This is a genomic window from Stenotrophomonas indicatrix, from assembly GCF_050573115.1.
GTDB lineage: Bacteria > Pseudomonadota > Gammaproteobacteria > Xanthomonadales > Xanthomonadaceae > Stenotrophomonas > Stenotrophomonas lactitubi_A.
Window position 1 is genome coordinate 59250 of record NZ_JBNYZT010000003.1, and the last position, 17068, is coordinate 76317.

The following is a 17068-nucleotide window of genomic DNA, read 5'->3' on the forward strand; positions in this document are numbered from 1 at the left end:
AAAGGACGCGGCGAATGCCGCGTCCTTTTTGTTTTCTATCAGGTCGTCAGTAACCCAACGCTCTTGCTTACCGTCACCGGGAAACTGTCGAAGGCGGGACGGGTGCAGATGGCGGGACCGTCCACGGCATGGATGCCGTGGCCGAGCCCCCAGGGATGGGTTTACGGCGTGTCCCGCCATCTGTACCCGTCCCGCCAAACCCACAGCAACCCAGAGCCGCTTTGGCTTTGGCTTTGGCTTTGGCCGTTGCTTTCAGCTTCTGCTCGCCGCAGGCGGACCACCGCGCGTCAGCGCGGCACCTCCACATCCAGCCCGATCGGGCAGCTCACGCCAGTGCCGCCGATGCCGCAGTAACCGTTCGGGTTCTTCGCCAGGTACTGCTGGTGATAGTCCTCGGCGTAGTAGTACTCAGGCGCCGGGTACACGATCTCGGTGGTGATCGGGCCATAGCCGGCCGCAGCCAGCTGCGCCTGGTAAGCCTCGCGGCTGGCCAGCGCGGCCTTGTATTGGGCCTCGTCGGTGGCGTGGATCGCCGAACGGTACTGGGTGCCGGTGTCGTTGCCCTGGCGCATGCCCTGGGTCGGGTCATGGCTTTCCCAGAACAGCTGCAGCAGGCGCTCCAGGCTCACCACCGCCGGGTCGAACACCACCTGCACCACCTCGGTGTGGCCGGTCAGGCCCGAACAGACCTCTTCATAGGTGGGGTTCGGGGTGATGCCACCGGCATAGCCCACCGAGGTGCTGTACACGCCCGGCTCACTCCAGAACTTGCGCTCGGCACCCCAGAAGCAGCCCAGCGCGAAGCGGATCTGCTGCAGGCCGGCGAAACGGTCCTTCAGCGGATGGCTGTTCACGAAGTGCTGGTTGCTGTGCAGCGGCAGCGGTTGCTCGCGGCCCGGCAGCGCTTCTTCCGGGCGCGGCAGGCGCTGTTTGAAGGCTCCGATGCCAAGGATGCCCTGTCCGATTCCCAACATGATGCGCTCCTACGCCGGAAGGCCGGCAATGTCGTCGGCATCTGAAATGGGGTCGCTGGGGGCGTGGCCCAAGTCCAGCGCGGCGACGATGTCCTCGGCCTGTGGTCGCGCGACGTCGGGGATGCCGACCCGCAGCACGCCGAACAGGGGCAGCTCGCCCATGCCGCCCAGCAGCGACTCGCCGAACACGAACGCCGGGATGCCGGCGTCTTCCAGTGCGTGCTTGACCAGGTGGGCGTCGAACAGATTGTCGGCCTTGTACACGATGTGCATCGGGCGGCTCCGTGGGACAGGATTCCAGCATACGCCCGGGGGATGAATGGTGCCGCTGCGCTCGCCGGGCATGGCCCGGCGCTACCGGTGCGGGATGGTAGCGCCGGGCCATGCCCGGCGAGCGTAGCGGCAGCCCGGGCAGCCCTTCCCGGTAAGCGTTAGACTGGCAATCTTTCTGCCTTACTTTCGCCGACTCATGTCAGAGCACACCCCCGCCAGCCCCGAGACCCCCGCCGACAGCCACGAGAAGCGCGATTTCATCCGCCAGATCGTGCGCGAGGACCTGGCCAGCGGTAAGCACCAAGCGATCAAGACCCGCTTCCCGCCCGAGCCGAACGGTTACCTGCACATCGGCCACGCCAAGTCGATCTGCCTGAACTTCGGCATCGCCGGTGAGTTCAGCGGTGTCTGCAACCTGCGTTTCGACGACACCAACCCGGCCAAGGAAGACCCGGAGTACGTGGCCGCGATCCAGGACGACGTGCGTTGGCTGGGCTTTGAGTGGAACGAACTGCGCCACGCCTCGGACTACTTCCAGACCTATTACCTGGCCGCCGAGAAGCTGATCGCCGACGGCAAGGCCTATGTGTGCGACCTGTCGGCCGAGGAAGTGCGCGCCTACCGCGGCACCCTGACCGAACCGGGTCGTCCCTCGCCGTACCGCGAGCGCAGCGTCGAGGAAAACCTCGACCTGTTCCGTCGCATGCGCGCCGGTGAATTCCCCGATGGCGCGCGCACCGTGCGCGCCAAGATCGACATGGCCAGCGGCAACATCAACCTGCGCGATCCGGCGTTGTACCGCATCAAGCACGTCGAGCACCAGAACACCGGCAACGCGTGGCCGATCTACCCGATGTACGACTTCGCCCATGCACTGGGCGATTCGATCGAGGGCATCACCCACTCGCTGTGCACGCTGGAGTTCGAAGACCATCGCCCGCTGTACGACTGGTGCGTGGACAACGTCGATTTCGCCCACGATGACGCGCTGACCCAGCCGCTGGTCGACGCCGGCCTGCCGCGCGAAGCAGCCAAGCCGCGCCAGATCGAGTTCTCGCGCTTGAACATCAACTACACGGTGATGAGCAAGCGCAAGCTGATGGCGCTGGTCACCGAACGGCTGGTGGACGGCTGGGAAGACCCGCGCATGCCGACCCTGCAGGGCCTGCGTCGCCGTGGCTACACGCCGGCTGCGATGCGCCTGTTCGCCGAGCGCGTAGGCATCAGCAAGCAGAATTCGCTGATCGATTTCAGTGTGCTGGAAGGCGCACTGCGCGAAGACCTGGACAGCGCCGCATCGCGCCGCATGGCCGTGGTCGACCCGGTCAAGCTGGTGCTGACCAACTTGGCCGAAGGCCACGAAGAGCAGCTGACCTTCAGCAACCACCCGAAGGACGAAAGCTTCGGTACCCGCGAAGTGCCGTTCGCACGTGAGCTGTGGATCGACCGCGAGGACTTCGCCGAAGTGCCGCCGAAGGGCTGGAAGCGCCTGGTTCCCGGTGGCGAAGTGCGCCTGCGCGGCGCCGGCATCATCCGCTGCGACGACGTGATCAAGGATGCCGACGGCACCATCACCGAGCTGCGCGGCTGGCTGGATCCGGAATCGCGCCCGGGCATGGAAGGCGCCAACCGCAAGGTCAAGGGCACCATCCACTGGGTCAGTGCCGTGCACGGCGTGCCGGCCGAGATCCGCCTGTATGACCGTCTGTTCTCGGTGCCGAACCCGGATGACGAATCGGAAGGCAAGACCTACCGCGACTACCTCAACCCGGAATCGCGTCGCACCGTCATCGGCTATGTCGAGCCGGCGGCTGCCACCGCTGCGCCGGAACAGTCGTTCCAGTTCGAGCGCACCGGCTACTTCGTTGCCGACCGCCGCGACCACACCGAAGCCAAGCCGGTGTTCAACCGCAGCGTGACCCTGCGCGACACCTGGTCGGCCTGATCACCTGCGCGGGCGCCGCAAAGGCGCCCGCGTCATCCTGCACCTGCCTCATCCTCTGCTGAAGCCTGCGTAGCCGACCCTCGGTAACGGCGGGCCTTGCTGCGCGAGCGCAGGCACGTGCCATGGCGCAGCCGCTACCTGCGTCATCATCCCCTCCTCTTGCCCTGTCAGGCCCTGCCATGTCCGCTGCCCCGAGTGCGCTTCTCCCGCTGCTGCAACAGGTCCTGCTGGGCCGTGACATCGCCTGCACCGTCGAGGGTGACGACCTGCTGCTCGACAGCGGCCTGCAGCTGACGCCACACAGCGTCTCCAGCAACGAACGCGACAACGGCGGCTGGCAGACGTCCACGGTCATCGAGACCCGCCACGCCGGCCTGTTCGCCGATGGCCTGTTCGAATACCAGCACGCCAATGGCGCGACCGAACAGGAGTCCTTGCTGTCCGGCTTCGACACCTGGGTGCGGGTGGATCTGGCGACCCTGCAGGCGGCCATCGGCGCCGAAGACGCACCGGATCTGCCGATGATGGGGCTGACCTACCCGACCGGCGACGAAGGCGAAGAACACGAGCGCACCGTGGTGCTGGGGCCGCTGGCCCATTACCGCGCCCGCGAACTGGACGACGCTGCCGCGTGCAGCGAGGACGATCACGGTTCCTGCCCCTGCTGCCTGTTCACCAAGAGCATCGACGCCTTCGACGACCTGTTGAAAGCCCACCACTTCCTGGCCATCCGCCTGTTCGCTTCGCGCGACGAGCAGGGCCAGTGCGAAGCCGACTGCCGGGTCAACGGCCATGACTTCGCCCCCGCCCTGCCGCTGCTGCGCGCCTATGCCGCGCGCTGGCCGCAGGCGGGACTGGAGTTCCGCAAGCAGTACGTGGTGATCCGCACCGGCTCACCCTCGCCGGCCTGAATCCAGCGCGCACGCCCGGTACATGCCACTGCCGCTACACTGCGCGCCGATATCTGTTGCACCTGTTCCTTTCACTCCCAACGAGGCACCCCCGCGATGCTGTACGCGCAAGTCCACCTGACCCTTCCTGCCTGGATCCACGACCAGATCGACCTGGATCGGCGATATCCGGGCGACGAGGCCAAGGTCGCGCTGGCGATCGAGCTGTCGCGGCTGAATGTCGACCACGCCAGCGGCGGCCCGTTCGGCGCCGTGGTATTCGGGCCGGATGACAAGGTGATCGCCGCCGGCGTGAACCGGGTGATGCCGCACTCGACCTCGCTGGCGCACGCCGAGAACATGGCCTACATGCTGGCCCAGCAGCGCCTGCAGACCCCGCGCCTGAACGCGGTGCTGTCGCCGATCACCCTGGCCACCAGCTCGCAGCCGTGCTGCCAGTGCTACGGCGCCACCGTGTGGGCCGGCATCGACCGCCTGCTGATCGGCGCCAGCTCGGCCGACGTGGAAGAGCTGACCCCGTTCGATGAAGGCCCGCTGCCGGCTGACTGGGTGGGTGAGCTCAACAAGCGTGGCATCGAAGTGGTGCAGGGTCTGAACCGTGATGCGGCGCGCAGCGTGCTGCGTGCCTATGGGGAAAGTGATGGCGCCCGTTACTGAGACCGGCATCGGCCTGCTGTGCCTGTGCCGGCAGGGCTTCGAGCCCGAGCTGGCCGGTGAACTGCAGTTCCGCGCAGGTGCTGCCGGTTTTGCCGGTTACGCCCGCACCCAGCGCAATGATGGCTACGTGCTCTTCATGTGCGATGAAGCGGCGGCACTCGCACCGCGACTGCCGTGGCGCGAGCTGATCTTCGCCCGCCAGAAACTGGTGGTGCTGGCCGAGCTGCCGCAGCTGGACCCGGCCGACCGCATCACCCCGATGCTGGAAGTGCTGGCCGATGCGCCGCGCTTCGGTGATCTGTGGGTGGAGCATCCCGATTCGGACGCTGGCAAACCGCTGTCCGGGCTTGCGCGTGCGTTCGGCAATGCCCTGCGCCCGGCGCTGCGCAAGGCTGGCAAGCTCAGCGACAAACCGAACGCACGCCTGCCGCGCCTGCACGTGGTGTTCGTCGATGGCACCCACGCCTTCATCTGCGTGGCCAACCCGGACGATAGTGCACCCTGGGCATTGGGCATTCCGCGCCTGAAGCTGTTGCCCGACGCACCCTCGCGCTCGGCATTGAAGCTGGATGAGGCACTGCTGACCCTGCTTGCCCCGGAAGAACGCGAAGCGCTGGTTCGTCCGGGCATGCGCGCGGCCGACCTCGGCGCCGCACCGGGCGGCTGGACCTGGGTGCTGACCCGCCAGCACGTGCATGTGCTGAGCATCGACAACGGCCCGCTGCGCCAGCACGTACTGGACACCGGCCTGGTCGAGCACCTGCGTGCCGATGGCTTCCATTGGCATCCAGAGCAGTCGCTGGACTGGATGGTCTGCGACATGGTCGAGCAGCCGCGTCGCGTCGCCGAACGCATGGCCACCTGGTTCCGCGAAGGCTGGTGCAAGCACGCGATCTTCAACCTGAAGCTGCCGATGAAGAAGCGCTGGGACGAGACCCGCTTGTGCCTGGACCTGTTCCAGGACCAGGCCGGCAAGCCGCTGGTGGTACGTGCCAAGCAGCTGTACCACGACCGTGAGGAAATCACGGTGCTGGCGTCGCCGCTGCGCTGATGAACACCCCGCGCATTTTCCTGTTGCTGTGTACCGCGTTGCTGGCGTCGCCGGCACTGGCACAATCGGCGCGCCCGCAGCCGGCACAGAGCGCTCCCCTGCGCGATGACAGTGGCGTGGTCCGACAGCAGTCCTTGTCGGCCGGCCGGGTGACCGGCAGCGTCGACATCGTGGTGCCGCTGGGCGAAACCCCGGTAACGGTGCGTTCGGTGGCGCCGGCCAGCGTGGTCGGCCAGTACCGCATCCATTTCGCCGAGCTGGACGTGGATGGTGATGGCTTCATCAGTCGCGAGGAGGCGCAGGTAAATCCGGCGCTTGCCGATGAGTTCAACGCATTGGACGTGAAGCGTCGCGGCAAGCTGGACCGCGCCGAGCTGGCCGGTTGGCTGGTGGATTGAGGCCGCTGCGGTAACCCTATCCACGCATGGCGTGGATCTACTGACGACGGCGCTACCGGTGGATGATCCGGGGCCCGCGCGCCAACCAAGGTTGGCGTCTACCAGAAGCGATTCGGCGCGGGCCCGCATCACCCGTGGTTGGTAGTTGCCAACCTTGGTTGGCACCCAGCCGTCACACCCCTGCGGCGCGCTTCCAGAAGGCCTGCACCAGCGGCGGCCACTTGCCTACGCAGCCCAGCGCGCGGCCACGCGCCAGGGTCAGGTGCATCTCGTCGTTGGAGAACAGCCGGTTGATGGCTTCGAAGCTGTAGGCAGCGATCTGGTTGTCGCTGCGACGCTCACGCGCCCAGCGCTGCACACGCTGCGGCGACAACCGGGGTTGCCCTCGCCGTTCGGCCGACGGCGCCAGCCAGTGCTGCAGGGCGGCGACGTCGCGCAGGCCGAGGTTGACGCCCTGCCCGGCCAGCGGGTGCACCACGTGCGCGGCATCGCCCAGCGCCAACACGCGACCGGCCACATAGTGGCGGGCCAACTGCCGACGCAGTGGGAACGCCGCGCGCGGCGAGGCCAGCCGCAGTTCGCCCAGGCGCGCGGCGAAGGCACGGGTCAGTTCACGATTGAATGCGTCTTCGTCCAGCGCCAGCACGCGTGCTGCCTCGTCATCGGGCAACGTCCAGACGATGGAGCTGCGGCGCTCGGCCACTGGCAACAGCGCCAGCGGACCGGTCGGCAGGAAGCGCTGCCAGGCCGTCGCCTGATTGGGCAGCTCGCTGTCCACATAGGCGACCACACCGCGCTGCTGGTAGTCGTGGCGCTCGACGTCGATCCCTGCCAGTTCGCGCAGGGTCGATTCCGCACCGTCGGCAGCAACGGCCAGTGCGGCTTCGATGCGACGGCCATCATCCAGCCGCAGGCGCACGCCGTGCTCATCCTGCTCAAGGGCTTCCACGCGCGCCGGGCAATGCAGCTCCACACCGGCGGCCGGCAGTGCCGCCCACAGGCGATCCTGCAGCAAGCCGTTCTCGACGATGAAACCCAGTTCGCGACGGCCGAAGCGGTCCGCGTCGAACAGCAGGTCGTCGCCCCCGGCCGCATCCCACACCTGCATGCGCCGGTACGGCCAGGCGCGTGCCTGCGCGATCGTCGGCCATACACCGAGACGCTCCAGCAACTGCACGTTGTCGGCGGCAAAGGCGAACACCCGCAGATCCGGCTGAGTGGCCTGCCACGGCGCAGGTTCACGACCTTCCACCAGCGCCACTGCGAGGCCAGCATCGGCCAGAGCCAGCGCACAAGCGGCGCCGACCACACCGCCGCCAACAATCGCCACGTCCAGGCGTGCGCGCCGGTTCATGCGGCTTCTCCACGGCACAGGCGCGGCACGTCGCCACGGAAGCCCATCGCACCGCCGACCAGCATCGACTGCACCGAGGCGCGCTGTGCGGCCACCAGGCCCAGGCTGCGCAGGGGGCGCAACAGCGGCGCCGGATTGCTGGTCAGCCGGGCCAGACCGCCGGAGAACGCCACCGTCTGCCGTCGATCTTCTTCGCGGCGGGCTACATAGGACCGCAGCAGCGCATCACTGCCGGCGTCGCCCTCCACTTCCAGCAGCTCAGCCAACGTCAATGCATCGCGCAGGCCGAGGTTGAAGCCTTGTGCACCCAGCGGGTGGATGGTCTGCGCGGCATTGCCAAGCAGCACCGTGCGCTCCCCCACCAGCGCGCGCGCCAGTACCTGGATCAGCGGATAGGCGCTGCGCGGACCGGAGTCGAGCAGACGACCCGCACGCCAGCCGATGGCCTGCTGCAGGCGCTGCAGCCAGGCGGTGTCGTCCAGCGCCATCACCGCGTCAGCCTGGTCACGGGCAACGCCGTGCACGGTGCCGAAATGGCGGTCGCCGCGCGGTAGCAACGCCGTCGGACCGGTATCGGTGAAGCGCTCCCAGGCGGTGCCATCGGGCGCGCGCTGGCTGCGCACGCGGGCCACGAACAGCGTCTGCTGGAAATCGTGGCGATCGACTTCGATGCCCAACGCATCGCGCACGCCGCTGCTGGTGCCGTCGGCACCAACCACCAACCGCGCCAACAGCACGCGCTCGCCGCTGTCATCGGCCACCCGCACCTGGCGGTAACCGTCGATCACTTCGCCCAGACCCAGGAAACGCATCGGCCGGTAGCGGTGCAGGCGTGGCAGTTCCTGCAGCCGGCTTTCCAGCGCTTGGCCGAAATCACGCGCGACCACCACCTGGCCGAACCACGGCCGGTCGTAATCTGCTGCATCAAGCTGCACGCGGCCGAAATCACCGGCGCGGCTGACATGGATGCGGCGGATCGGGCCCGGCGCCATCGACAGCTTCTGCATGACCCCCAGCGCGGTCAGCGCATTGATGGTGGCCGCAGCAAAACTGAGGTTGCGCTGGTCGAACACCGCAGGCAGTTCGCCGGCCGGGCTGGCTTCGAGCAGGCCCACGTCGCGGCCCAGCCGGTCCAGGGCGATGGCCAGGCTGGCCCCCACCAGACCGCCACCGACGATCAGCACGTCATGTCGTTCACTCATGGGCGCATGATACGCGCTCGCCGCGCCGCCATGCCCGACACGGCCCCGCCTGCGCCAAGCGCCGCGCCGGGCTAGAATAAAACCTGAATCCGCTCCGGCCCCACCGCCATGTCCGACTCCGCTCCCCGCGCCTTCGTCCTGTCAGTGCTCGTGCTGTTGCTGGCGGCGACCCGCGTCAATCACTTCGCGGCAATCCCGGACGCCTCCTGGGCCGTGTTCTTCATCGGCGGCTTCTACCTCGCCCGCTGGACCCGCTGGGCGTTCCCGCTGCTCATGGTGTTCGCGGTGCTGGTCGACTGGATCGTGATCCGCAGCAGCGGTATCGATTTCTGGCAGCACTACTGCGTGTCGCCAGGCTATTGGCTGCTGTTGCCGGCGTACTTCGCCATGTGGGCCGGCGGCATGCTGCTGGGCCGCAACTACCGCAGCGCGCAGTGGTCGGTGCTGGGCAAGGGTGCGTTGCTGCTGGTGGCGTCGGTGGCGCTGTGCCATCTGCTGGCGCAGGGTGGTTTCTACTGGACCAGCCAGAACGTGGCCGAGCCGACCGTGGCCGGCTGGGCACAGAACTACGTGCAGTGGTTCGGCCCGTACCTGCGCACCACCGCGATCTACGTGGCCCTGGCCGCCGCACTGCAGCTTGCCGTGGAGCAGGTGCTCAAGCTCCTGCAGGCCCGCCGCGGCATCCACCACTGAAGCACGCCATGGGTCATCGCCTCTCGCGCATCTACACCCGCACCGGTGACGACGGCAGCACCGGCCTGGGTGACGGCAGCCGGGTCGGCAAGGATGATCTGCGCGTTGCGTCCTATGGCACCGTCGACGAAGCCAATGCCACGCTCGGCCTGTTGCTGGCCGTTCCGCTGCCTGAGGACGTCCGCGCGCTGGTCGTGCACCTGCAGCACCAGCTGTTCGATCTGGGCGCCGAACTGTGCGTTCCCGGCCATGCCGCGATCCACGCCGCCGATGTATCGGCCCTGGAACAGCAGTTGGACCACTACAACGCCGACCTGCCGATGCTGAAGGAGTTCATCCTGCCGGCCGGTGGCGAGGCCGCCGCGCGCTGCCACCTGGCGCGTACCGTGGTCCGCCGCGCCGAGCGCGACACAGTGGCCCTGGCCCGGGTGGAACCGGTACGCAGCGAAGCGCTGCAGTACCTCAACCGATTGTCAGACCTGCTGTTCGTGCTGGCCCGGGTGCTGGCACGGGCCGATGGCCACGGCGAAGCGCTGTGGCAGCCACAGCATCGCCAGCGCTGAGTCGCCATGCTGGTCTTCACCCACCCCGCCTGCCTGCTGCACGATCCGGGCCCTGGCCATCCTGAATGCCCGCAACGCCTGCAGGTGGTGCTCGACGCGCTGCATGAGGCCTTCCCCGGCCAGCTGGAGTGGCGCGAAGCGCCGCCAGCCAAGTTCGGTGAACTGACCCGGGTCCACGACAGCGCGTTGCTGGATCTGGTGCTGCAACCGCAGACCGCACCGTTGCGCCAGTTGGACATGGACACCTGGACCTCGCCGGGCTCGGCCAGTGCCGCAGTGCATGCCGCCGGCGCAGGTGTCGCCGCCGTCGATGCGGTGATGCTGGGTGAAGATCCGCTGGCCTTCTGCGCGGTGCGCCCGCCCGGCCACCATGCCACCAGCAGCACCGCGATGGGCTTCTGCCTGCTCAACAACATCGCCATCGCCGCCGCCTACGCCCGCGACCGCCACGGTCTGGAGCGGATCGCGGTGGTCGACTTCGATGTCCACCATGGCAACGGCACCCAGGACATCTTCCAGCACGACGCCCGGGTGTCCTACTACAGCACCCACCAGGCCGGCCTGTTCCCCGAGTCCGGCCTGCGCCGTGACCGCGGTGCCGGCAACCTGATGAACATCCTGCTGCCGCCGGGCAGTGGTGGCTTCCGCTTCCGCAATGTCTGGGCCGACGAGATGCTGCCGGCGATCGACGACTTCCGCCCTCAGCTGCTGCTGATCTCGGCCGGCTTCGATGCCCACCTGCGCGATCCGCAGGCCGACCTGATGCTGGAGACCGACGATTTCGCCTGGATCACCCGCGAACTGCACGCGCTGGCACGCCGCCATGCCGCCGGCCGGGTGGTGTCGATGCTGGAGGGTGGATACGACCTGCAGGCCTTGGCCGAGTGCAGCGTGGCCCACCTGCAGGCGCTGATCGCCGCCCCCTCCGGCAACGGGGCTGGATGAACCCGAACCGGCAATCCGGGGAGGCCTTCATTGCCCCTATGCAAGGGATGGGGCAATCTACCGTCCGTTTTCGCCCGAATCCGAACCGCGTGCGCCGAGCCCTCCGCCTGCTTCCCTTGCCCCTGAGCATCGCCGTCTGCCTTCCGGCATGGGCCGATGACAAGCCGCTCAACTGGGGCCTTTGTCCGGCCACAGACGTGATCCCTGCGTTCACCGACGCGCCGACACCCGTTCCCGGCCAGGACAAGGCTGCCGCCAGCGCTGCGCGCGAACAACAGCCCACCGACATCGAGGGCGACCAGCTGCTGGGCACCACCACCGTGCCGCAGTACCAGGGCAATGTGGCGCTGCGCCGGGGTGACCAGTTCGTCGGCACCGACAAGCTCAGCTTCGATACCGAAAGCGGCAACTACGTCGCCGATGGCAACGTCCGTTACCAGGATGCCTCGATCCGGATGGTCGCCAAGCGCGCCGAGGGCAACCAGGAAAGCGACACCCACAAGATCACCGACATCCAGTACCAGCTGGTGTCCCGCCGCGGCAATGGCGAAGCCGAATCGGTCGACCTGCAGGGTGCGGTCGGGCAGATGCACCGCTCCACCTACACCACCTGCGACCCGTCGCAGCCGGTGTGGCGGCTGACGGCGCCGGAGATCGAAGTCGACAACGACGAAGGCTTCGGTACCGCCCGCAACGCGGTGCTGCGGATCGGCAAGGTGCCGATCCTGTGGGCACCCTACTTCAAGTTCCCGATCGATGACCGGCGCAAGACCGGCCTGCTGTTCCCGCAGCTGGGAATGTCCGGGCGCAACGGTTTCGATTACGCACAGCCGATCTACTTCAACCTGGCGCCGAACTACGACGACACGTTGACCCCGCGCTACATGAGCCAGCGCGGCCTGATGCTCGACAACGAGTTCCGCTACCTCTACGAAGGCGGCCGCGGCGAACTGCTGACCGCGTTCATGCCCAACGACAAGCTGCGCGACCGCGACCGCGGCCGGGTGATGTTCGGCGGCTACCACAACCTCGACGATCATTGGCAGGCGCGCGCCAACCTGGCCTGGGTCAGCGACGAGCGCTACGTGGAAGACTTCGCCAACCGCCTGGTGGGCGTCACCGCGTCGAACCTGCAGAGCACCGTCGGCCTGTATGGCACCGGCAAGAACTGGACGGCCGGCATCATGGCCGACCGCTGGCAGCTGACCGACTACACCCTCGACGAGCGCGCGCTGGCCTACAACCGCCAGCCGCGCCTGTACGTCAACTGGGACAAGCCGCTGCTGCCGTGGCTGGAGACCGGCGTCTACGCTGAGGCCGTGCGCTTCACCCACGACGACATCAACTTCAAGTACGGCGCCGAGGCGGGCCCCGACCTGCAGTACACGCGCAACGGCCAGACCCAGCGCATGTACGGCGGCTCGCGCCTGGATGTGAAACCCTACGTGTCGTTCCCGATCAGCGGCGCGGCCTGGTACATCACCCCGACGCTGGCCTACCGCTATACCGGCTACGAGCTGGACCGCGGGCTGGCCGATGCTACCCGTAGAAGCATCCTGGTCTCGCAGGGCATCGATCCGAACACGGCCACGCCGGAACAGCTGCGCGGCAACACCTCGCCCAGCCGCAGCCTGCCGATCGCCAGCCTTGACGCCGGCCTGTTCTTCGACCGCGAGACCACGCTCGGTGGCAAGTCGTTCCTGCAGACCCTGGAGCCGCGCCTGTTCTACCTGCGCACGCCCTACCGCAACCAGGACGACCTGCCGATCTTCGATACCCGCGACTTCACCTTCAGCTGGGGCCAGCTGTTCCGCGATTCGCGCTATACCGGCGCCGATCGCCAGAACGATGCCAACCAGCTGACCCTGGCGCTGGGTACCCGCTTCATCGACCAGACCACCGGCAAGGAGCGCTTCTCGGCCTCCATCGGCCAGATCCAGTACTTCGACGAATCGCGCGTGAGCGTGACCCCCGGCGGCGCGCCGGTGGAAAAGGGCAAATCGGCCTGGATCGCCGACGGCAACTACATGATCAACGACCGCTGGACGCTGGGTGCCACCTATCAGTGGGATCCCAAGTACAAGCGCGAGGATCTGGCCAGCGTGCGTGCCCGCTACCTGATGTCCAACGACGGCGTGGTCAACCTGACCTACCGTTACCGCATCAATTCCGGCGCTCCGGCCAACGCCAACAAGCACGACCGCACCCTGCTGGAGCAGGCCGACCTGTCGTTCCTGTACCCGTTGAACGAGCGTTGGAGCCTGGTGGGCCGCTATTACTACTCGCTGCAGGACAAGGAACCGCTGGAAATCATCGGTGGCGTACAGTGGGACAGCTGCTGCCTGGCCGTACGCGCCGTGGCCCGCCGCTACGTGCGCAACCGCGAAGGCGAAATGAACAACTCCATCCAGCTTGAGTTCGTGCTCAAGGGCTTGAGCTCTCTTGGCCAGGACACGGACCGCACTTTGCGCCGTGCTATCCTCGGCTACAACCGTGATGACCTCTATCTCGTGCCGCCCAGCAACACCGGAGCAGCCCGCGATGACTACGATCCGAATCTGATCCCATGACCAAGAGCTTCCCCGTTCTCCTCGCATCGCTTCTGGCGGTGTCCAGCGTGTCCGCCCCCCTGCAGGTTCTTGCGCAGGAGGCCCAGCCGTTGGATCGCATCGCTGCTGTCGTCGATGAGGACGTGATCCTGCAGAGCGAGCTCCAGCGTGCGATCGCCAACATCAAGGCGCAGTACGCCGGCCGCGAGGCCCAGCTGCCCCCGGATGACGTGCTCAGCCGTCAGGTGCTCGAGCGCCTGGTGCTGGTCAAGCTGCAGGTGGCCCGTGCACAGGGCAGCGGTATCCATGTCGGTGACCAGGAACTGACGCAGGCGATGAATGCCATCGCCCAGCAGAACGGTTCAACCCTGGATGCCCTGCGTCAGCGCCTGGCCCATGACGGCATCGACTTCAACGATTTCCGCGCCTCGGTGCGTGACGAGATCACCGTGCAGCGCCTGCGCCAGAGCTTTGCGCAGAGCCGCATCAGCGTCAGCGAAGGCGAGGTCGATGCTGCCCTGAAGCAGCAGGCCGATGCCGGCAACCAGTTCCACCTGGCACACATCCTGGTCGCCCTGCCCGACGGCGCCACTGCCGAGCAGATCGCCACTGGCCAGAAGAAGGCAGAAGGCGTGAAGACCCTGCTGGACAAGGGCGAACTGGACTTCAATGCGGCGGCCGTGCGCTATTCCGACAGCCCCAATGCACTGGAAGGCGGCGACCTCGGCTGGCGCACCCTGGATGAAATCCCGGCGGCGTTCGCACAGACGATGCAGCAGATGAAGGCTGGTGAAGTGGTCGGCCCGATCCGCGGCCCGAGCGGCTTCCAGCTGCTGAAGCTGGTGGAAGTGCGCGACGCCAGTGCGGCGGCAGGCGCCCACACCGTCACCGAGTACCACGGCCGCCATATCCTGGTGCGCGTGGACGATGCACAGTCAGACGCGGCCGCCAAGGCCAAGATCGACACCCTGCGCGCCCGTGTTGTCGGCGGTGCCGACTTCCAGCAGGTGGCCAAGGAATCGTCCGAGGACACCAACAGCAAGGGCCAGGGCGGCGATCTGGGCTGGTTCCCGGCCGACGCGTTCGGCCCGGCCTTCGGCCAGCAGGTGGCAGGCATCCAGGATGGTGGCGTGAGCCAGCCGTTCCGTACCGATGCGGGCTGGCACATCGTGCAGCGCGTGGCCACCCGTCAGACCGACGTGGGCAGTGACAACCAGCGCGCCCAGGTCCGCGAGACCATCGGTCGCCGTAAGCTGGAAGACGAGTACAACCGCTTCCTGCAGGAGCTGCGTGGCGAAGCCTTCGTCAGCTTCCGCAGCGGTGACCGGGCGGAAAATACCGCCACGCCTCCGCAGTCCTGAGCCATGCTCCCCGAGCTCGCTCTGGTACCGGGCGAGCCCGCCGGGATCGGCCCGGAGCTGTGTGTCCGACTGGTCCAGCAGCCGCGCGATGATTGCCGGCTGCTGGCATTCGCCGATCCGGACACCCTGCGCGCGGCCGCTGCCGCGCTGAACCTGCCCCTGCAACTGCTGCCCGAGGACGCACATGCCCGCGTCCCCGGTGACCTGCGCCTGCGCGCCGTCGCCAACAGCACCCCCAGCCGTTTCGGCCATACCGACCCTGCCAACGCAGGCGCGGTGATCGCTGCCCTGCTGGGTGCCGGCCAGGCCTGCCTGTCCGGTGAACTGCACGGTGTGGTGACCGGCCCCGTGCACAAGGCCGTGATCAACCAGGGCGGTATCGCCTACAGCGGCACCACCGAACTGCTGGCCGACCAGGCCGGGGTGAAGGTGGTGATGATGCTGGCCAACGACATCGTCCGCGTTGCCCTGGCCACGACCCACCTGCCGCTGCGTGAGGTCGCCGATGCGATCACCGCCCCCGGCCTGGAACACACCCTGCGTACCGTGCATGCCGCGCTGCGCCGCGAGTTCGGCCTGGCCGCACCGCGCATCGCCGTGCTTGGCCTGAACCCGCATGCCGGCGAAGACGGTCACCTTGGTCGCGAGGAGCTGGATCTGGTCATCCCCTTGCTGCAGCGCCTGCGCAGCGAGGGCATGGACCTGATCGGTCCGCTGCCGGCCGATACCGCGTTCCTGCCGGCCAAGCTGACCGGCTTCGACACCGTGCTGGCGATGTACCACGACCAGGGCCTGCCGGTACTGAAGTACTCCGGCTTCGAGCAGGCGGTGAACCTGACCCTGGGCCTGCCCTACCCGCGCGTGGCGGTGGACCACGGCACCGCGATGGATCTTGCCGGCCGCGGCATTGCCGATCCTTCCAGCCTGCAGGCCGCCACAACGCTGTGTGCGCGGCTGGCGCGGCAACGTACACTGAGCACATGACTTCCCCGCATTCCCCCTCCGGCCCGGTGTTTTCCGCCCCGGCCAAGAAGCAGCTCGGCCAGCACTTCCTTGCCGACCGCTACTACATCGACAAGATCGTGATGGCGGTCAATCCCAGGGACGGCGACCGTCTGGTCGAGATCGGCCCGGGCCAGGGCGCCATCACCCTGCCGCTGCTGCGCGTGCACCCGAAGATGACGGTGATCGAGTTCGACCGCGACCTGATCGCGCCGTTGACCGCCGCCGCCGAACCGCTGGGCGAGCTGACCATCGTCAACCGCGACGTGCTGCGGGTGGACTTCACCGAGCTGGCCGACGGCCAGCCGATCCGCCTGGTCGGCAACCTGCCCTACAACATTTCCTCGCCGATCCTGTTCCATGCGCTGGAACACGCTGCGGTGATTTCCGACATGCACTTCATGCTGCAGAAGGAAGTGGTCGATCGCATGGCCGCCGGTCCCGGCAGCAAGGTGTTCGGCCGCCTCAGCGTGATGCTGCAGGCCTACTGCGAGGTGACCTCGCTGTTCGTGGTGCCGCCGGGTGCGTTCAGGCCGCCGCCGAAGGTCGATTCGGCCGTGGTGCGGCTGATACCGCGCGACCCGGCCACCATCAGCATCAAGGACCACAAGCGCTTCGCCGACGTGGTCAGGGCCGCCTTCGGCCAGCGCCGCAAGACCCTGCGCAATGCCCTGAACAACGTGGTCAGCGCCGAGCAGTTCGTGGCCGCCGGCGTGCGTCCCGATGCCCGCGCCGAACAGCTGGACGTGGCTGAATTCATCGCTTTGGCCAATGCCTCCTGATTACACTGCCGGTATGGAAGACGCTGACGTTTATGCCATCTCCGTCGAAGTCGCGCCGCGCTTCCTCGACGACCAATCCGCACCGGAAGACGGTCGCTATGCGTTCGCCTATACGATCCGCATCCACAACCAAGGCCGCGTTGCCGCGCGTGTGGTCGCACGCCATTGGCGCATCACCGATGCCAATGGCCGCGTCGAGCATGTCGATGGCGATGGCGTGATCGGCGAACAGCCGCGACTGCGTCCGGGTGAAGACTTCCATTACACCTCGGGTGTCATGCTCGGCACCGAGCACGGCACGATGCAGGGCCATTACGACATGGTGGCCGACGATGGCACCGAATTCGCCGCGCCGGTCGCACCCTTCGTGCTGGCCATCCCGCGCACCCTGCACTGACACGGAGGCCG

General features: G+C 67.4%; 17 protein-coding genes. 13 read left to right on the top strand and 4 right to left on the bottom strand.

The window, feature by feature from the left end; genetic code table 11:
• Positions 1-287: 287 nt before the first annotated feature.
• Positions 288-953: a peptide-methionine (S)-S-oxide reductase MsrA gene (msrA, locus tag ACQ5SA_RS09105; protein ID WP_447935982.1), complete on the bottom strand. Its 666-nt coding sequence runs from the start codon at positions 951-953 to the stop codon at positions 288-290.
• Positions 954-983: 30 nt separating this feature from the next.
• Complete coding sequence (locus ACQ5SA_RS09110; protein WP_230113114.1) at positions 984-1247, bottom strand: putative signal transducing protein; 264 nt, start codon at positions 1245-1247, stop codon at positions 984-986.
• A 196-nt stretch (positions 1248-1443) separates the two neighbouring features.
• Here ACQ5SA_RS09110 and ACQ5SA_RS09115 point away from each other — a divergent pair, with 196 nt between their 5' ends.
• From ACQ5SA_RS09115 to ACQ5SA_RS09135, 5 genes are all read left to right on the top strand, one after another.
• Complete coding sequence (locus ACQ5SA_RS09115; RefSeq protein WP_499314044.1) at positions 1444-3192, top strand: glutamine--tRNA ligase/YqeY domain fusion protein; 1749 nt, start codon at positions 1444-1446, stop codon at positions 3190-3192.
• Between the two features lie 179 nt (positions 3193-3371).
• On the top strand, positions 3372-4103 hold the full coding sequence (locus ACQ5SA_RS09120) for a DUF6348 family protein (RefSeq protein ID WP_230113112.1): 732 nt from the start codon (positions 3372-3374) through the stop codon (positions 4101-4103).
• Positions 4104-4199: 96 nt separating this feature from the next.
• Positions 4200-4760, top strand: coding sequence for a nucleoside deaminase (locus ACQ5SA_RS09125; RefSeq protein ID WP_033830398.1), 561 nt, complete (start codon positions 4200-4202; stop codon positions 4758-4760).
• The gene (gene rlmM / locus ACQ5SA_RS09130) at positions 4744-5811 is read left to right on the top strand and encodes a 23S rRNA (cytidine(2498)-2'-O)-methyltransferase RlmM (protein ID WP_230113111.1); all 1068 of its coding nucleotides are present in this window, start codon (positions 4744-4746) and stop codon (positions 5809-5811) included. Before ACQ5SA_RS09125 ends, rlmM begins: the two co-directional genes overlap by 17 nt.
• On the top strand, positions 5811-6209 hold the full coding sequence (locus tag ACQ5SA_RS09135) for an EF-hand domain-containing protein (RefSeq protein ID WP_353099280.1): 399 nt from the start codon (positions 5811-5813) through the stop codon (positions 6207-6209). Before rlmM ends, ACQ5SA_RS09135 begins: the two co-directional genes overlap by 1 nt.
• A gap of 172 nt (positions 6210-6381) precedes the next feature.
• On the opposite strand, the gene ACQ5SA_RS09140 is transcribed toward ACQ5SA_RS09135, so the two are convergent.
• Positions 6382-7563, bottom strand: coding sequence for a UbiH/UbiF family hydroxylase (locus ACQ5SA_RS09140; RefSeq protein ID WP_353099281.1), 1182 nt, complete (start codon positions 7561-7563; stop codon positions 6382-6384).
• Positions 7560-8765: a 2-octaprenyl-6-methoxyphenyl hydroxylase gene (gene ubiH, locus ACQ5SA_RS09145; protein WP_499314045.1), complete on the bottom strand. Its 1206-nt coding sequence runs from the start codon at positions 8763-8765 to the stop codon at positions 7560-7562. The genes ACQ5SA_RS09140 and ubiH overlap by 4 nt, the downstream gene beginning before the upstream one ends.
• Positions 8766-8873: 108 nt before the next feature.
• Between ubiH and ACQ5SA_RS09150 the strand changes: the two genes are divergently transcribed.
• The 8 genes from ACQ5SA_RS09150 (at position 8874) to apaG (ending at position 17057) form a co-directional block, all read left to right on the top strand.
• Positions 8874-9458, top strand: a complete 585-nt coding sequence (locus ACQ5SA_RS09150) for a hypothetical protein (protein WP_499314046.1) — start codon at positions 8874-8876, stop codon at positions 9456-9458.
• 8 nt (positions 9459-9466) lie between these two features.
• The gene (locus ACQ5SA_RS09155; protein ID WP_089238883.1) at positions 9467-10021 is read left to right on the top strand and encodes a cob(I)yrinic acid a,c-diamide adenosyltransferase; all 555 of its coding nucleotides are present in this window, start codon (positions 9467-9469) and stop codon (positions 10019-10021) included.
• Between the two features lie 6 nt (positions 10022-10027).
• The gene (locus ACQ5SA_RS09160) at positions 10028-10966 is read left to right on the top strand and encodes a histone deacetylase family protein (protein ID WP_312110183.1); all 939 of its coding nucleotides are present in this window, start codon (positions 10028-10030) and stop codon (positions 10964-10966) included.
• Between the two features lie 89 nt (positions 10967-11055).
• On the top strand, positions 11056-13536 hold the full coding sequence (lptD, locus tag ACQ5SA_RS09165; RefSeq protein ID WP_230113104.1) for an LPS-assembly protein LptD: 2481 nt from the start codon (positions 11056-11058) through the stop codon (positions 13534-13536).
• The gene (locus ACQ5SA_RS09170) at positions 13533-14876 is read left to right on the top strand and encodes a peptidylprolyl isomerase (RefSeq protein ID WP_312786637.1); all 1344 of its coding nucleotides are present in this window, start codon (positions 13533-13535) and stop codon (positions 14874-14876) included. The genes lptD and ACQ5SA_RS09170 overlap by 4 nt, the downstream gene beginning before the upstream one ends.
• A gap of 3 nt (positions 14877-14879) precedes the next feature.
• Positions 14880-15860, top strand: a complete 981-nt coding sequence (gene pdxA, locus ACQ5SA_RS09175; protein ID WP_499314047.1) for a 4-hydroxythreonine-4-phosphate dehydrogenase PdxA — start codon at positions 14880-14882, stop codon at positions 15858-15860.
• Positions 15857-16660, top strand: coding sequence for a 16S rRNA (adenine(1518)-N(6)/adenine(1519)-N(6))-dimethyltransferase RsmA (gene rsmA / locus ACQ5SA_RS09180; RefSeq protein WP_499314048.1), 804 nt, complete (start codon positions 15857-15859; stop codon positions 16658-16660). The genes pdxA and rsmA overlap by 4 nt, the downstream gene beginning before the upstream one ends.
• 13 nt (positions 16661-16673) lie before the next feature.
• The gene (apaG, locus tag ACQ5SA_RS09185) at positions 16674-17057 is read left to right on the top strand and encodes a Co2+/Mg2+ efflux facilitator ApaG/CorD (protein WP_499314244.1); all 384 of its coding nucleotides are present in this window, start codon (positions 16674-16676) and stop codon (positions 17055-17057) included.
• The last annotated feature ends 11 nt before the right edge of the window (positions 17058-17068 follow it).

Excerpts from the sequence above, each read along its gene's own strand:
- ACQ5SA_RS09110 (WP_230113114.1), bottom strand. The coding sequence starts at position 1,247 with ATGCACATCGTGTACAAGGCCGACAATCTGTTCGACGCCCACCTGGTC.
- ACQ5SA_RS09115 (WP_499314044.1), top strand. The coding sequence starts at position 1,444 with ATGTCAGAGCACACCCCCGCCAGCCCCGAGACCCCCGCCGACAGCCAC.
- ACQ5SA_RS09120 (WP_230113112.1), top strand. The coding sequence starts at position 3,372 with ATGTCCGCTGCCCCGAGTGCGCTTCTCCCGCTGCTGCAACAGGTCCTG.
- ACQ5SA_RS09125 (WP_033830398.1), top strand. The coding sequence starts at position 4,200 with ATGCTGTACGCGCAAGTCCACCTGACCCTTCCTGCCTGGATCCACGAC.
- rlmM (WP_230113111.1), top strand. The coding sequence starts at position 4,744 with ATGGCGCCCGTTACTGAGACCGGCATCGGCCTGCTGTGCCTGTGCCGG.
- ACQ5SA_RS09135 (WP_353099280.1), top strand. The coding sequence starts at position 5,811 with ATGAACACCCCGCGCATTTTCCTGTTGCTGTGTACCGCGTTGCTGGCG.
- ACQ5SA_RS09140 (WP_353099281.1), bottom strand. The coding sequence starts at position 7,563 with ATGAACCGGCGCGCACGCCTGGACGTGGCGATTGTTGGCGGCGGTGTG.
- ubiH (WP_499314045.1), bottom strand. The coding sequence starts at position 8,765 with ATGAGTGAACGACATGACGTGCTGATCGTCGGTGGCGGTCTGGTGGGG.
- ACQ5SA_RS09150 (WP_499314046.1), top strand. The coding sequence starts at position 8,874 with ATGTCCGACTCCGCTCCCCGCGCCTTCGTCCTGTCAGTGCTCGTGCTG.
- ACQ5SA_RS09155 (WP_089238883.1), top strand. The coding sequence starts at position 9,467 with ATGGGTCATCGCCTCTCGCGCATCTACACCCGCACCGGTGACGACGGC.
- ACQ5SA_RS09160 (WP_312110183.1), top strand. The coding sequence starts at position 10,028 with ATGCTGGTCTTCACCCACCCCGCCTGCCTGCTGCACGATCCGGGCCCT.
- ACQ5SA_RS09170 (WP_312786637.1), top strand. The coding sequence starts at position 13,533 with ATGACCAAGAGCTTCCCCGTTCTCCTCGCATCGCTTCTGGCGGTGTCC.
- pdxA (WP_499314047.1), top strand. The coding sequence starts at position 14,880 with ATGCTCCCCGAGCTCGCTCTGGTACCGGGCGAGCCCGCCGGGATCGGC.
- rsmA (WP_499314048.1), top strand. The coding sequence starts at position 15,857 with ATGACTTCCCCGCATTCCCCCTCCGGCCCGGTGTTTTCCGCCCCGGCC.
- apaG (WP_499314244.1), top strand. The coding sequence starts at position 16,674 with ATGGAAGACGCTGACGTTTATGCCATCTCCGTCGAAGTCGCGCCGCGC.